The sequence below is a fragment of the Enterobacter sp. BWH64 genome (assembly GCF_001037645.1).
Classification (GTDB): Bacteria; Pseudomonadota; Gammaproteobacteria; order Enterobacterales; family Enterobacteriaceae; genus Enterobacter; species Enterobacter hormaechei_C.
Genome location: NZ_KQ089922.1, coordinates 1,146,646 through 1,160,633, shown reverse-complemented (window position 1 = coordinate 1,160,633; position 13,988 = coordinate 1,146,646). Strand labels below are relative to the sequence as shown.

15 protein-coding genes and 1 pseudogene are annotated in these 13,988 nt (G+C 53.1%); 12 read left to right on the top strand and 4 right to left on the bottom strand.

Going from position 1 to position 13,988, the window contains the following annotated elements:
• Positions 1 to 33 precede the first annotated feature (33 nt).
• The gene (locus SK50_RS05545) at positions 34 to 303 is read right to left on the bottom strand and encodes a DUF1435 domain-containing protein (RefSeq protein ID WP_075553112.1); all 270 of its coding nucleotides are present in this window, start codon (positions 301 to 303) and stop codon (positions 34 to 36) included.
• Positions 304 to 518: 215 nt separating this feature from the next.
• On the opposite strand from SK50_RS05545, the pseudogene SK50_RS05540 reads away from it, so the two are divergent.
• Together SK50_RS05540 and fhuF are read left to right on the top strand one after the other, a co-directional pair.
• A pseudogene (locus tag SK50_RS05540) lies at positions 519 to 1,585 on the top strand (GGDEF domain-containing protein).
• A 95-nt stretch (positions 1,586 to 1,680) separates the two neighbouring features.
• Entirely contained in the window at positions 1,681 to 2,469 is a 789-nt protein-coding gene (gene fhuF, locus SK50_RS05535; protein WP_003856570.1) for a siderophore-iron reductase FhuF, read from the top strand.
• A gap of 77 nt (positions 2,470 to 2,546) precedes the next feature.
• Here the strand turns inward: fhuF and SK50_RS05530 are convergent, their stop codons facing one another.
• A complete protein-coding gene (locus SK50_RS05530) occupies positions 2,547 to 3,893 on the bottom strand; it encodes a PTS sugar transporter subunit IIC (protein WP_048229177.1) in 1,347 nt (448 codons plus the stop codon).
• A 328-nt stretch (positions 3,894 to 4,221) separates the two neighbouring features.
• Between SK50_RS05530 and SK50_RS05525 the strand changes: the two genes are divergently transcribed.
• A complete protein-coding gene (locus tag SK50_RS05525; RefSeq protein WP_003856572.1) occupies positions 4,222 to 4,680 on the top strand; it encodes a YbaK/EbsC family protein in 459 nt (152 codons plus the stop codon).
• A gap of 31 nt (positions 4,681 to 4,711) precedes the next feature.
• Here SK50_RS05525 and bglJ read toward each other — a convergent pair whose 3' ends face one another.
• Positions 4,712 to 5,353, bottom strand: coding sequence for a DNA-binding transcriptional activator BglJ (gene bglJ / locus SK50_RS05520; protein WP_048229174.1), 642 nt, complete (start codon positions 5,351 to 5,353; stop codon positions 4,712 to 4,714).
• Positions 5,350 to 6,087 (bottom strand): helix-turn-helix transcriptional regulator, encoded by a 738-nt coding sequence (locus tag SK50_RS05515; protein ID WP_045344439.1) that lies wholly within the window; start codon positions 6,085 to 6,087, stop codon positions 5,350 to 5,352. Before SK50_RS05515 ends, bglJ begins: the two co-directional genes overlap by 4 nt.
• 389 nt (positions 6,088 to 6,476) lie before the next feature.
• Between SK50_RS05515 and SK50_RS05510 the strand changes: the two genes are divergently transcribed.
• From SK50_RS05510 to SK50_RS05470, 9 genes are all read left to right on the top strand, one after another.
• Positions 6,477 to 7,253, top strand: a complete 777-nt coding sequence (locus tag SK50_RS05510; protein WP_017383842.1) for a threonine/serine exporter family protein — start codon at positions 6,477 to 6,479, stop codon at positions 7,251 to 7,253.
• The gene (locus tag SK50_RS05505; RefSeq protein WP_015572605.1) at positions 7,244 to 7,717 is read left to right on the top strand and encodes a threonine/serine exporter; all 474 of its coding nucleotides are present in this window, start codon (positions 7,244 to 7,246) and stop codon (positions 7,715 to 7,717) included. The genes SK50_RS05510 and SK50_RS05505 overlap by 10 nt, the downstream gene beginning before the upstream one ends.
• A gap of 44 nt (positions 7,718 to 7,761) precedes the next feature.
• Positions 7,762 to 8,214, top strand: a complete 453-nt coding sequence (locus SK50_RS05500; protein WP_015572604.1) for a MarR family winged helix-turn-helix transcriptional regulator — start codon at positions 7,762 to 7,764, stop codon at positions 8,212 to 8,214.
• Positions 8,215 to 8,298: 84 nt separating this feature from the next.
• On the top strand, positions 8,299 to 8,727 hold the full coding sequence (locus tag SK50_RS05495) for an organic hydroperoxide resistance protein (RefSeq protein ID WP_003856578.1): 429 nt from the start codon (positions 8,299 to 8,301) through the stop codon (positions 8,725 to 8,727).
• A gap of 126 nt (positions 8,728 to 8,853) precedes the next feature.
• On the top strand, positions 8,854 to 9,399 hold the full coding sequence (dnaT, locus tag SK50_RS05490; protein WP_003856579.1) for a primosomal protein DnaT: 546 nt from the start codon (positions 8,854 to 8,856) through the stop codon (positions 9,397 to 9,399).
• Positions 9,396 to 10,133, top strand: coding sequence for a DNA replication protein DnaC (gene dnaC / locus SK50_RS05485; RefSeq protein ID WP_048229170.1), 738 nt, complete (start codon positions 9,396 to 9,398; stop codon positions 10,131 to 10,133). The genes dnaT and dnaC overlap by 4 nt, the downstream gene beginning before the upstream one ends.
• A gap of 84 nt (positions 10,134 to 10,217) precedes the next feature.
• Positions 10,218 to 10,700 (top strand): YjjA family protein, encoded by a 483-nt coding sequence (locus SK50_RS05480; RefSeq protein ID WP_015572603.1) that lies wholly within the window; start codon positions 10,218 to 10,220, stop codon positions 10,698 to 10,700.
• 271 nt (positions 10,701 to 10,971) lie between these two features.
• Positions 10,972 to 13,263: a phosphatidylglycerol--membrane-oligosaccharide glycerophosphotransferase gene (gene opgB / locus SK50_RS05475; protein WP_048229168.1), complete on the top strand. Its 2,292-nt coding sequence runs from the start codon at positions 10,972 to 10,974 to the stop codon at positions 13,261 to 13,263.
• Positions 13,263 to 13,772 (top strand): GNAT family N-acetyltransferase, encoded by a 510-nt coding sequence (locus SK50_RS05470; protein WP_015572601.1) that lies wholly within the window; start codon positions 13,263 to 13,265, stop codon positions 13,770 to 13,772. Before opgB ends, SK50_RS05470 begins: the two co-directional genes overlap by 1 nt.
• Positions 13,773 to 13,988 lie beyond the last annotated feature (216 nt).

Sequence of the window (13,988 nt, the reverse complement as noted above, 5' to 3'; positions counted from 1 at the left end):
CATCCCCTCAGCAGTGCCTCCTGTTTTTCCCTTTTATTTCAAACTCATCAGAATCACCAGCAGTCCACTGATTAGCGCAACGCATGATGGCAGCAGCACGTAATGCCGTAACTGTTTGTGCCAGATCATCGCGGATGTCACCAGCAAGCCTGAAACAATCATTGCTTTCCAGACATCAATGGGGAGATCGGCAAACATTAGCCCACCGATAATGGAACCAGGCAGTAATATTCCCCACCCACTTCCCAGCGCTTTGCTCAACATGGTTTCACCTCTCGCACTGATAATGATAACCAGTGTCATATGATAGTAATTATCACTTGTCAGCATGCGACGTAGAAATTGCGCCAGCAATTGCTTTCCCATAATGACAGAGAATGTGTAAGGTGATAAATTGCCCACCTGTTAACTTCCGATAAAGTTTTTCTGATAATAAAAATTCATTTTTGTAGCGCCCAATATTACACAACAACACCTTGCTCATTGTTTTAATTGAGTTTTGATAAAAACGCACGCATATGACATCACAATCCTGGCTGTCTTTAGTCAACAAGAAATATCAGCTATCTTTACGTTTGTTTTTATTTCTGAACGCCGCATCAGCATTGTTCTCGGTAACAAACCCTCTCTATTCCGTGCGTGTGTTATCAGTCCCGCTCTTTGCCGTAATGACTATCAGCACAGGCTTACTTATCTGGCACTGGAAAAACAGCACGCGAAAAATAAATATCCCTGTTGTTTCAGCTATTTTTGGTCTTTTATGGGCCTGGCAGATCGTCTCTAAATTTCTGTTAATCACGCACGATCACGCGACCTATTTAATGATGGCGCTATTAACAGTGCTTTTTATAGGGTCTCTGGCGTTCGCGAGTAATATTAAAGCCTTTACGTTACATTCATTTCCCGCTTTTATATCCTGCCTGTGGCTTAGTCCGTCCGAAAACTGGCTGAGAATGGCCTATTTTTTCGCGCTGCCGGTGGTCGCTATTGGTATCCATCATGTTCTTCAGCGGCGCAATGACCGTTTCGCCCAGGAGCTGCTTTCCGAACTGCTGGAGGAGCGCGAAACCCTGACCGATCTCAGCATGATGGACCCGCTCACCGGCCTATATAACCGTCGCGGGCTGCAAAGCCGGCTGGAGAATCTTCCCAAGCCTGACGCTGGCGAGCACTTCGTGCTGCTAATGGATATCGACCACTTCAAAGCCTACAACGACCATTATGGCCATATGATGGGCGATCAGGCCTTGATCAGGGTCTCTCGGCTGCGATACGCGACGCCGTGCGCTCACGCGATGTTGTCGCCCGGTTTGGCGGGGAAGAATTTATGGTGCTGTTGAGTAACATCCCGCTGGAGCAAGCGCGACAGACGGCTGAACGCATACGTCAGAAGGTTTACGATCTTAAAATCCCCCATATGTTTAACGAAAGCGTCGCCACTAACGTGACCATCAGCATCGGCATCGCCATGTTCGAAGGTGACGACGTTGAGGGCGCGCTGGCGAAAGCCGATAAAGCCCTCTATGAAGCCAAGCATATGGGACGTAACAGCATTCTGCTGAGCGAAGAGCTTCATACCGCCTGAAACCGCCTTCACAGCGCCAGGATAAAACGCTTGCGCTCGGTTTTATCTATAGTTAGGATTGGCAATCATTATCATTTAGATTTGTAATCCACACTATGGCGACTCGTACCGCACACATCGTTGAGCCCCTGCTCTGGCGAGCTCCACTCTCCGCCGGGGAAACGACGCTTGCGGATGCCATTCGGGAAAAAATTGCCGTAACGCGCGCCCATCTGCTGGATTTCATCAAACTGGATGAAGCACCGCCGCATCATGCTCTGACGCTGACTGAGTGGCAACGCCCTGCGGAGCTGCGGTCACTGCTGGCAACCTATTCCGACCATATTTATCGTAACCAACCTACCCTGACGCGGGAAAACAAACCGCTGTTATCCCTCTGGGCACAGTGGTATATCGGGCTGATGGTGCCGCCTGTCATGCTGGCCCTGTTGACCCAGGAAACGATGCTCGATCTCTCGTCGGAACATTTCCATGTTGAGTTTCATGAAACCGGGCGTGCTGCCTGTTTCTGGATTGATGTACATGAAGATCCGAGCGCGAGACACCTGTCAGCGCAGGCGCGTATGGAACGGCTGATTACAAGAGCGCTGGTTCCGGTCATTGATGCGCTGGAAGCGACGGGAGAGATTAACGGCAAACTGATCTGGAGTAATACCGGGTATCTTATCCACTGGTATTTAACGGAGATGAAGCCGCTGCTCGGCGACGAGAAAGTGGATGCACTGCGTCAGAGCTGTTTCTTTGCCAGACAGCTGTCGGATGGACGGGATAACCCTCTTTACCGCACCGTGGTTCCGCGTGAGGGACTTCTGGTACGTCGTACCTGCTGTCAGCGCTACCGTTTGCCGGACGTCCAGCAGTGTGGCGATTGCACGCTTAAGTAGTCTGGCCCGGCCTGAAACCCGCAGAGAGAGGGAACAAACACTAAAAACGGCAACCTGCGTTGCCGTTTTGCTTTTACCTAAGCGACCTGCTGATTTTCCTCTTCTCCATTACGCTGTGCTTCTTCCGCTTCCTGCTGAAGCAACTGTTTCTCGTACACCTTGAAGAACGGGAAATAGATAATGGCGGAAACGCAGGCCAAAACCAGCACCAGAATGGCTGCACGGAAATCCCAGCCCAGCGCCCAGGCGGCACCAACCGGAGCCGGTGCCGTCCACGGCACAACGGAAATCACGCGGCCAATCAGATCAAACTTCATCGCTGCCCATGCCAGCACGGCATTAACCATCGGCGCCAGCAGGAAAGGAATAAAGAACACCGGGTTCATCACAATCGGCGTACCGAAAATCACCGGTTCATTGATATTGAAAATGCTTGGTACCACGCTCAGACGTCCAATGGAGCGCAGGTGCGCGGAGCGGCTACGCAGATAGCAGAACACCAGCCCCATCGTCGCCCCCGATCCGCCGATAACGATAAAGAACGTCCAGAAGGCTTCCATAAAGATGTGTGGCAAAGGCTGGCTCGCCGCCAGCGCGGTCTGGTTCGCCCCCAGGTTTGTCAGCCAGAACATTTGCAGCATCCCGGAGACAATCGCCGCGCCGTGGATCCCGGCAAACCACAGCAGGTGGCCAATCAGCACCGCCAGCAGGATCGCAGGCAGCGAGTCAGCCGCAGAGACCAGCGGTTTGAATATCGACATGATGGCCTGTGGGATCAGCATACCGAACTGCGACTGGATCAGCAGGCTCAGCGGGTATAGCGTGAGCACCACTACCAGCACCGGGATCAGCAGGTCAAACGAGTTTTTGATCATCGGTGGAACCTGGTCTGGAAGGCGGATCCCGATATTGTGTGCTTTCAGGAAACGCATCATCTCAACGCAATAGATCGCCACCAGAATCGCGGTGAAAATACCGGTCCCTCCCAGGCTATCCACCGGTAAAGCGCCTTTGGTTTTAGGGGAGGCGACCAGCAGGAACGCCATCAGCGACAGCATCGCGCACATGAACGGATCCAGCTGATGGGTTTTAACGTAATGTTTGCCCAGGTTGTAGGCAATAGCCGCACAGATATAAAGGGACATCACCCCCATTGTCATATCAAACGGCGTCAGAATTTGACCTTCAAACTGCTTCGCCATATCCAGCCAGGCGCGAGCAAAACCCCAGGTGGTATCAGGCGAAAAAGGCGGGTAAGCGAACACTAATAAAAACGAGCCTACAATCATAAACGGCATCGCTGAGATAAACCCGTCACGAATAGCCATAACGTGACGCTGGGAAGAGATGCGCCCGGCAATAGGGCTGACATAATTTTCAACGAAGCGGAAAATCAGATTAAATGCAGCGTGGTTGGCAGACATAGCAGATCTCCTGTCAGACGTTCGTTTTGGACGCTCTCACGTCACACGTTGTTCCATACATCAGCGTCACAACCTTGCCGGATCGTGTACCTGCGGTACTGCTCAAACGGAATGGTTTCATAATTAGCTCTTATTATTAGATACAGGGGAAGTTACACACTTAGTATTAATCTCTGCATCACGCTCTGCAACCGGTTACTGTAACCGGTTTCTGTGAATGTGAAGGCGATCCAGAAATCGCCCCTGACGGATATTTGTTACTTAAGGGATATTTACAGCGACTAAATTCTTATGACAGATTACGCAGGATATTTGTCAGGAGGAATCAATGAGTTTGCAGTCTGTACAACAGTTTTTTGCCGAACACGCTCCGGATATAGAGATCATTGAGCTTAACCAAAGCACAGCGACTGTTGCCCTTGCTGCTGCCGCGCACAACGTTGAACCCGGCCAAATTGCCAAAACGCTGTCACTGAAAATTAAAAATGACGTGATTCTGGTGGTTGCAAAAGGTGATGCGCGTCTGGATAACAAAAAGCTTAAAGAGACATTCGGCGCAAAAGCCCGCATGCTCAGCAGCGATGAGGTAGTCACCCTGACGGGTCATCCTGTTGGCGGCGTCTGCCCTTTCGGACTGGAAAATCCGCTCTCTGTTTACTGTGACATCACATTAAAACAGTACGCGGAAGTGTTACCCGCAGCGGGTGCCATCCACAGTGCGGTGCGTATATCGCCCGACAGAATGGCGGAGCTGACCGCAGCAAAATGGGTCGATGTCTGCATTTAAACGTTGCGCCAGAAGAACTCTGGCGCACCACTTAACGCTGAGAGAATGAAGGAACGGTGAGAGCTGAACGACGCACTTCCCGGGCAGGGAGATGCGCCAGGATATCCGCCGCATCCAGTAATCCCACGTCAGAATTGACGCCCAGCTTTACCATTGCGTTAAACTTATGCGCCCGGATGGTTTTAATATTGCGTTCAAGCTGCGCCGCAATTTCAGGGATTGAAAATCCCGATGACATATAACGCAGTATTGCCCTTTCGGTTGGGCTTAACATACGATTCTGGCTCACACACCAGTGATTGTACATGTTGTCATTCACCTGATGCGTTTCGCTGAGTAATGTCTCCAGCCCCTCCATTAGCTGCTTTAGCGGAACCGATTTACTGATTATCCCATGCAAGCGAGAAGGCGAAAGATGGCTGACCAGCCTCGCCTCCATTTCGTCAGAGGCGAGCACGATACGCTGGACTTCGCTGTGGGTGAAGGTGAGATCCCGTAAACAGGCCAGACAGTTTCTCCGCTCTTTACGCTCATCGGACAGTGAATAGATAACCGCATAGAATGAGATATCCGAGAGCGCCGCTTTAAAGCTGGCGAATCTGCTAAACAGGTGCACCTGGTAATGGCTCAGGGCGGGCATCGCAAAGAGATGCTTCAGCCCTACAGCGCTCATTGAGCAGCTTTCGATGACGGCGATATGTCTTGTTGCAGTGGTCTTTTCCATTCCTCAAACTCTCCATAAGCCGACATTAAACTGAGTTCTCGCATTCCCTGGGTACTGCTTATCCACGCGTACATATCGGCATTACTGCGAAGTGATAAGCGGCGCATTGCACTGTTTTTCTGTGCACTGATCGTTTTATTACTTTTATTCAGCAGCGTGGCTATTTGGTTGATTCCCCAACCTTTACCTAATAAACGCAACACCTTGCGTTCAGAGTGGGTGAGCGCAATCATTTGCTCACTCTCTTCTTCAATATCGGACGTTTCCGGTATTAACAACGTCTGGCTTATTCGCTCGGCACGTTCACTGCCCGCGCGAATAGCGTTAATAACGCCTTCGATCGGTTCCATATCCGAAAGCAGCGTGCTTTCCGGACGCATAAGAAGCTCTACTGCAAGTGGATAAAGGGGACGCGAGACAAGGAATATCCAGTGAATGTCCCGATACTGATTCATTAATCCATAATACTGCTCAAGCGTGCCGCGAGGATTACGATACTCACCTGAAATATCGGCAATAACGACCCCAGCGCGACGCAATTGTAGTAGCGTCAACTCCTGCATCGAACGGCAGTACGTTATTTCAATATCAGGAAAATGACGCGTCATGACGCCACCTAGCCCATTTTGCATAACCGGCACTCTACTAATCACCACTCCGTGTTTACCATTCAATGGCAACATAGACCCTCCCTGTCATGAATTCATTATTTAAGAACGAACTAACCCTACAAGTTTAAACACGCTTGCATCCCTCAGTACAAAACGGCTTAATACTCGCAAATCAGAAGAAATGTCACATGGGTTAAGAAACGCCCAATACTGGCTTAATATCGCATAAAGACCACAAAACTTTAATTAAGATTGCGTGAAAAGATTGAAAATATGAAATTAGAAATACTTAATATATTGTCTTTATAAATCTCTATTTTTATATTCATTAAATAAATAGAAAGTGCGGTTTTCTCTCCCTGCTCACGCGACTGATTGCACAAATGTTGATCTGGCCCAGCGCAAAGGGCCCTGCCCTTTGTGTTAAAAGTAAGCAATCTCTCTTCTCTTCAGGGCGTTTCATGCAGGCAGATCGGTCTACGCAACGTGCTACCACGCGGCTATGTATTCAGTGCGGGCTTTTTCTCTTACAACACGGGGCAGAAAGCGCCCTCGTGGAAGAACTTTCCACACGCCTTGGGCTGGCGCTGGGGATGGACAGCGTTGAGAGCTCCATCTCGTCAAATGCCATTGTGCTGACCACCATTAAAGACGGACAGTGCCTGACCTCCACCCGTAAAAATCATGACCGCGGCATTAACATGCACGTCGTGACGGAAGTGCAGCACATCGTGATCCTTGCTGAACACAAGCTGCTCGATCTGAGGGAGATAGAGAAACGCTTCAACCAGATCAAACCTCTCCGGTATCCACGCTGGCTGGTTGTGCTGATGGTGGGACTCTCCTGCGCCTGCTTCTGCAAGCTCAACGCGGGCGGCTGGGACGGCGCTGTCGTGACCTTCTTTGCCAGCAGCATCGCGATGTATGTCCGCCAGTTGTTGACGCACAGGCAACTGCATCCGCAAATTAACTTCTGCATCACGGCGTTCGTGGCGACAACCGTATCCGGCCTGCTTTTGCGCCAGCCTTACTTCGCCAGCACGCCTACTGTTGCGATGGCCGCCAGCGTATTGCTGCTGGTGCCGGGTTTTCCCTTAATCAACGCCGTCGCTGATATGTTCAAAGGCCACATCAACACCGGTCTGGCGCGCTGGGCGATAGCCAGCCTGCTGACGCTGGCGACCTGTATCGGGGTGGTAATGGCCATGACACTCTGGGGGTTACGCGGATGGGCGTGATGGATTTTCTGCTCGCACTGGCGCAGGACATGCTCCTGGCAGCCCTTCCCGCCGTTGGCTTTGCGATGGTGTTTAACGTCCCACAGCGTGCATTACCCTGGTGTGCGCTGCTGGGTGCCATTGGCCACGGCTCACGTATGATCATGATGACCTCGGGCTTTAATATCGAATGGTCGACGTTTATCGCCTCCATGCTGGTCGGCAGCATCGGTATTCAGTGGTCCCGCTGGTATCTGGCGCACCCGAAAGTGTTCACCGTGGCGGCAGTCATTCCTATGTTCCCGGGCATTTCAGCCTATACGGCGATGATCTCCGCCGTCAAAATCAGCCACTTTGGCTACAGCGAACCGCAGATGATCCTGCTTCTGAGCAATTTCCTTAAAGCCTCGTCGATTGTGGGCGCGCTCTCCATCGGCCTGTCGATCCCCGGATTATGGCTTTACCGCAAACGTCCACGCGTATAATAAAATCGCTTGCAATTGTATCGTGCGCTATCTATATTCATTTCATGGACGCAAAAACGAACGACACCACCAACGCGCTTCTGCTGGATAACCAGCTCTGTTTTGCCCTCTATTCGGCAAATCTGGCGCTTAACAAGCTGTACCGGCAACTGCTGGCGCCGCTTAACCTGACCTACCCGCAATACCTTGTGATGCTGGTGCTGTGGGAGCAGGATGATATCACGGTGTCAGACATTGGCGAGCGGCTGTTCCTGGATTCCGCCACGCTGACTCCCCTGCTGAAACGCCTGGAAAGCGCAGGATTAATCTTCCGCCAGCGTTCCCGTCAGGATGAGCGTCAGGTCGCCGTCACCCTGAGCGACGCGGGTCGGGCGCTGCAACAGCAGGCCGTGACGATACCCCACGCCGTGGGCTGTGCAGCGCAGTGTGATACCGACACCATGCTGGCGCTCAAGCAACAGCTCGAACTTTTGCGCCAACAGCTTCATCGCGCGTAAGGCTATACTTTACGCGTCTGATTCTAACTTAATACATCGCGCGCTATTTAATAGTGCATATAAACGTAAGATGAGGAACCTGCCATGTCTTTAGAAAAAGTTGTCTACACTGCCAAAGCCAAAGCAACCGGAGGCCGTGATGGCCGCGCAACGTCTTCCGATGGCGTTCTGGATGTCAAACTGGGTGTGCCAAAAGAGATGGGCGGCATGGGGGGTGAAGTAACCAACCCTGAACAGCTGTTCGCTGCGGGCTACTCCGCCTGCTTCCTGGGCGCAATGAAGTTCGTTGCGGCACGCGACAAATTCGCTCTGCCAAAAGACGCCTTTATTGAAGGCGAAGTGGGGATTGGCCCGCTGCCAACCGGTTTTGGTATCGAAGCGAAGCTGAACATCCACGTTGAAGGGATGGACGCAGCGGAAGCCAAAAAACTGGTGGATGCAGCGCATATCGTCTGTCCGTACTCTAACGCGACGCGCGGCAATATCGACGTGACGCTGAACATCATCGCGTAAACTGCCGCCTGTGATTTTAGCCCCGGTAAGCGTAACGCCGCCGGGGAAATCCTCTCCTTTCCTCCCCCTCTCTCTGTGCTACCATAACCCTCAATCACGTCCGTAGTAATCAGTTGAGAAAGTGTTATGTCCTCCAGAATCCTGACTACCAGCATTGCTGGCATTGATGCCTTTATGCGCGATCCTCGCGGTGTGTTGACGCACGCCGAAGGCGGCACGCTCGCGGTATTTGCCGACAACGCCCCGGCGTTTTATGCGGTCACGCCGGAACGTCTGGCGCAGCTTCTGGAAATTGAAGCGAAGCTGTCGCGTCCGGCGAGCGATGTCATGCTGGATAATCAGTTTTTTGACGAACCCGCCAGCGCCCCGGTGGCCGTTCCAATGGGGAAATTTCCCATGTACGCCGGTTGGCAGCCGGACGCCGATTTTCAGCGGCAGGCGGCCTTATGGGGAATAGCCCTCGCGCAGCCCGCGACGCCAGAAGAGCTGGCGGCCTTTACCGCTTACTGGCAGGCTGAAGGAAAAGTCTTCCACCATGTTCAGTGGCAGCAAAAGTTCGCGCGCAGTCTGCAAATCAACCGCGCCAGCAACAATGGCCAGCCAAAACGTGATATCAATGCCTTTTCAGAACCGGACAAAAAAATCCCTGATGGATTCCGAGGTGCGAAATGAAAAACGTCGGCGACCTGATGAAACGTTTGCAGAAGATGATGCCCGCCAACGTGAAGCCCGCCTTCACCACCGGTGAAGAGCTGCTGGGATGGCAAAAAGAGCAAGGTAAAATTCGCGCGGCTGCCCTCGCCCGCGAAAACCGCGCGATGAAAATGCAGCGCACCTTTAACCGCTCGGGCATTCGCCCTCTGCACCAGAACTGTTCCTTCGAGAATTATAAGGTCGAGTCACAGGGGCAGATGAACGCCCTCAACCAGGCGCGCCAGTACGTGGATGAATTTGACGGCAACATTGCCAGCTTCATCTTTAGCGGAAAACCCGGCACGGGGAAAAATCACCTTGCGGCCGCTATCTGCAACGAGCTGCTGCTGCGCGGGAAGTCAGTGCTGATTATCACCGTGGCCGATATTATGTCCGCCATGAAGGACACCTTCAGTAACCGCGAAACCAGCGAAGAACAGCTGCTGAATGATTTGAGTAACGTGGATTTGCTGGTCATCGACGAGATCGGCGTCCAGACGGAGTCCCGCTACGAAAAAGTGATCATCAATCAGATTGTCGATCGCCGTTCGTCGTCAAAACGCCCGACCGGTATGCTGACGAACCACAATATCGACGAGATGACCCGACTTCTTGGCGAGCGGGTGATGGATCGCATGAAGCTGGGTAACAGCCTGTACGTCATCTTCGACTGGGACAGCTATCGCAGCCGCGTCACCGGCAAAGAGTATTAAGATATTTCCAGGGAGCACCGGAAGAGCAGAGGTATATACTGAACCCACTTTTGGCCCAAAACGGACCTTGTTGAGTAAATCATTATGAAAAAACAGTTTCTTATCAGCATCCTTACTGGCGCCCTGCTGGTGACTGGCGCAGCGCAGGCCGCATCATGGCAGGAGTCGCTCTCCAGCGCAGCAAGTGAGTTAACCAAAGAGAGCGGCACTTCCCAGGGCGGGCTGTCAGCCTCGTCCCTCACCGGCCTGCTGAGTAACAGCTCCCAAAGCCTGAGCGCCGGAACGATGAACAACGCGGCGGGCATTCTGGAATACTGCGCGAAGCAGAAACTGGCTTCCGTTACCGATACCGAAAACATCAAAAACCAGGTGCTTGGTAAACTGGGTCTGGACACCCAGGAGCAGAAAGCGGACACCAACTATATGGACGGTATTCAGGGTCTGCTGAACGCGCAAAATGGCCAGCAGCTGAACCTCAGCACCCTTGGAAATTCATCTCTGGCGAAACAGGTGAAAACGAAAGCCTGCGATCTGGTGCTGAAACAAGGCGTTAATTTCCTCTCCTGATCGCCTCCCATTTTCTGCCACAACACGCCGGGTTTATTACGTTAGTCTTACACCGCGGCGTGAAGTGCGTTTTTTTACCCCCTGCCACCACCTCAGCCTCCGTGTGCCACGATGCGACTGTATTCAAAAATCCGATTTTATAAACCAAATCCTAACAACAGCACACTTTCGTGACACTAAAATTGCAGCTAAGCGACATCGCAATTACATTGTATTACCCAAAAAATAAGCAATTAGCCGGCTAATCGTCCGGCATGATGAGGATCTGCTGTTGTCAGAGTTAATGTCCCTTGTCCTTTTCCTGGCTTCCATCGGCGTTTATGCCTGGAAAGCCGGTCGTCACACCTGGTGGTTTGTGGCCACCCTGGTGGTGCTCGGCATTTTTATTGTTTTAAACATTACGTTATATGCCAGCGATTACTTTACCGGCGACGGTATTAACGACGCGGTGCTCTACACGTTGACCAACAGCCTGACCGGCGCTGGTGTGGGTAAGTACATCCTTCCGGGTCTGGGGCTGGTGGTCGCCCTGGTGGGCATCTTCGCCGCGCTGGCCTGGGTTCTGCGCCGTCGCCGTCACCGTCCGCATCATCATGGCTACAGCCTGCTGGCGCTGTGCCTGGCGCTGGCCTCCGTGGATGCCAGCCCGGCATTCCATCAAATTACCGAGCTGGTAAAATCCCAGTCGCGCGATGGCGATCCGGACTTTGCGGCCTATTACAAAGAACCCTCGAAGAAGATCGACAATCCCAGACTCAACCTGGTCTATATCTACGGCGAAAGTCTGGAACGCACCTATTTTGATAACGATGCTTTCCCGAACCTGACGCCAGAGCTTGGCGCACTGAAAAACCAGGGCCTCGACTTCAGCCACACCATGCAGCTCCCTGGCACGGATTACACCATCGCAGGGATGGTGGCCTCCCAGTGCGGCATTCCGCTGTTTGCCCCGTTTGAAGGCAACGCCTCCGCCTCGATGTCGAGCTTCTTCCCGCAGAACATTTGCCTCGGCGATATCCTGAAAAACTCGGGCTATGAAAACTACTTTATGCAGGGCGCTAACCTGCGCTTTGCCGGGAAAGATGTGTTCCTGAAATCCCACGGTTTCGATCACTTGTATGGTTCCGAAGAGCTGAAAACCACGGTGGCCGATCCGGCCTACCGCAACGACTGGGGCTTTTACGACGATACCGTTCTTGATGAAACCTGGAAGAAATTCGAGGAGCTTTCCCGCGCCGGTAAACGCTTCTCGCTGTTTGCGTTGACCGTTGACACGCATCATCCGGATGGTTTCGTCTCACGCACCTGTAAACGTCAGGGCTATGACATTGACGGTAAAAACAACAAGTCGTTCAGCGCCGTGACCTGTAGCCAGGAGCATATCGCGGCGTTAATCGAGAAAATCAAAGCGTCGCCGTATTTCAAAAATACGGTCATCGTCGTCTCATCTGACCATCTGGCGATGAAAAACAGCGCCTGGGATGAACTGAATAAGCTGGATCGCAGCAACCTGTTCTTTGTGCTGCGCGGCGATAAACCGCAGCAGGAGATCATTGCCGCTAAACGTAACTCGATGGATAACGGCGCTACCGTGCTGGATATTCTGGGTGGCGATAACTTCATTGGCCTGGGCCGCAGTACGCTGTCGGGCCAGTCCCTGTCGGAAATCTTCCTCAACATGAAGGAAAAAATCCTCGCCTGGAAGCCGGATATCATTCGTCTGTGGAACTTCCCGAAAGAGATGAAAGACTTCACCATCGATCAGGATAAAAAAATGATCGCGTTCTCCGGCAGCCATTTCCGCCTGCCGCTGCTGCTGCGCGTGTCGGATAACCGCGTCGAGCCGCTGCCGGAAAGCGAATACTCCGCGCCACTGCGCTTCCAGCTGGCGGAATTTGCCCCGCGCGATAATTTCGTCTGGGTCGACAAATGCTACAAAATGGGCCAGCTCTGGTCGCAACAGCTGTCGCTGTCCACCGACTGGTGCGTCTCTCAGGGGCAACTCGGCGGCGAGCAGACCGTGCAACACGTTGACAAACCGCAGTGGCAGGGAAAAACCGAGTTTAAAGATACGGTTATTGATACCGCACGCTATCAGCGCAACGTAGACCTGCTGAAAATCGTCGACAACGACATTCGTTATAAAGCAGACAGCTTCATCTTTAATGTTGCCGGCGCGCCGGAAGAGGTGAAGCAGTTCAGCGGTATTTCACGGCCGGAATCCTGGGGGCGCTGGTCTAACGCGCAGTTGGGCGATGAGGTGAAAATTGAGTATACCCATCCTCTACCGGAGAAATTCGATCTGGTGATCACCGCCAGGGCATTTGGTCCCAACGCAAACCGTCCTATACCGGTGCGCGTCGGTGATGAAGAACAGACGCTGACGCTGAGCAATGACGTCACCACCAGCACGCTGCACTTCGATAACCCAACGCGCAGCAATACGCTGGTCATTGTGCCACCCGATCCGCAGTCCACTAACGAAGGGAATATTCTCGGTCACGCTCCGCGCAAGCTGGGGATCGGCATGGTGGAGATTAAAATTGTGAGCAGCGCTGGCTGATGACGGCGTTCACTCTTCGCCCGACGCGCCTCGACAACGTCGCTGCCCTGCCCGCCATTGAACGCGCGGCGGGGCAGCGGTTTCGCGACGTTCCTGAGCTGGCCTGGCTGGCAGACAATGAGGTTATTTCTGTTGAAGATCACCTCGGTTACGCCGGACGCGGATTAAGCTGGCTGGCGCTGGCTGACGACAGGCCCGTGGGTTTTATTCTCGCCGAAGCTCATCCATCGTCGCTGTTTATTGTGGAACTGTCGGTTCACCTGGACTGGCAGGGACGAGGTCTTGGACGCCAGTTAATCGCCCGTGCCGCCGCGCATGCCCGCAGTCTGGGGCTGAACTCGCTGACGTTAACGACGTTTCGTGATGTCCCGTGGAATGCGCCCTTCTACAGGCGATTAGGGTTTGAAATGATGACGACGCTGACGCCAGAACTGCGCCAGAAACGCGAGGAAGAGACGGCGCACGGTTTAGCGTATGGTTCCCGCTGCGCCATGCGCCTGCCTCTGTAAGATCGCCCGGTGGCGCTGCGCTTACCGGGCCTACAAAACCCAATTCCGCAGCCGCCACCCGGCGAAACGCACAATCCGTAGGCCGGGTCAGGCGTAGCCGCCACCCGGCGAAACGCACAATCCGTAGGCCGGGTCAGGCGCAGCCGCCACCCGGCAAAACGCACAATCCGTAGGCCGGGTCAGGCGCAGCCGCCACCCGGCAAAACGCACAATCCG

Excerpts from the sequence above, each read along its gene's own strand:
- SK50_RS05500 (WP_015572604.1), top strand. The coding sequence starts at position 7,762 with ATGGACGCAAAAACGAACGACACCACCAACGCGCTTCTGCTGGATAAC.
- SK50_RS05545 (WP_075553112.1), bottom strand. The coding sequence starts at position 303 with ATGACACTGGTTATCATTATCAGTGCGAGAGGTGAAACCATGTTGAGC.
- SK50_RS05515 (WP_045344439.1), bottom strand. The coding sequence starts at position 6,087 with ATGTTGCCATTGAATGGTAAACACGGAGTGGTGATTAGTAGAGTGCCG.
- SK50_RS05510 (WP_017383842.1), top strand. The coding sequence starts at position 6,477 with ATGCAGGCAGATCGGTCTACGCAACGTGCTACCACGCGGCTATGTATT.
- SK50_RS05495 (WP_003856578.1), top strand. The coding sequence starts at position 8,299 with ATGTCTTTAGAAAAAGTTGTCTACACTGCCAAAGCCAAAGCAACCGGA.
- SK50_RS05530 (WP_048229177.1), bottom strand. The coding sequence starts at position 3,893 with ATGTCTGCCAACCACGCTGCATTTAATCTGATTTTCCGCTTCGTTGAA.
- SK50_RS05505 (WP_015572605.1), top strand. The coding sequence starts at position 7,244 with ATGGGCGTGATGGATTTTCTGCTCGCACTGGCGCAGGACATGCTCCTG.
- SK50_RS05525 (WP_003856572.1), top strand. The coding sequence starts at position 4,222 with ATGAGTTTGCAGTCTGTACAACAGTTTTTTGCCGAACACGCTCCGGAT.
- bglJ (WP_048229174.1), bottom strand. The coding sequence starts at position 5,353 with ATGAGCGCTGTAGGGCTGAAGCATCTCTTTGCGATGCCCGCCCTGAGC.
- dnaT (WP_003856579.1), top strand. The coding sequence starts at position 8,854 with ATGTCCTCCAGAATCCTGACTACCAGCATTGCTGGCATTGATGCCTTT.
- SK50_RS05470 (WP_015572601.1), top strand. The coding sequence starts at position 13,263 with ATGACGGCGTTCACTCTTCGCCCGACGCGCCTCGACAACGTCGCTGCC.
- fhuF (WP_003856570.1), top strand. The coding sequence starts at position 1,681 with ATGGCGACTCGTACCGCACACATCGTTGAGCCCCTGCTCTGGCGAGCT.
- SK50_RS05480 (WP_015572603.1), top strand. The coding sequence starts at position 10,218 with ATGAAAAAACAGTTTCTTATCAGCATCCTTACTGGCGCCCTGCTGGTG.
- dnaC (WP_048229170.1), top strand. The coding sequence starts at position 9,396 with ATGAAAAACGTCGGCGACCTGATGAAACGTTTGCAGAAGATGATGCCC.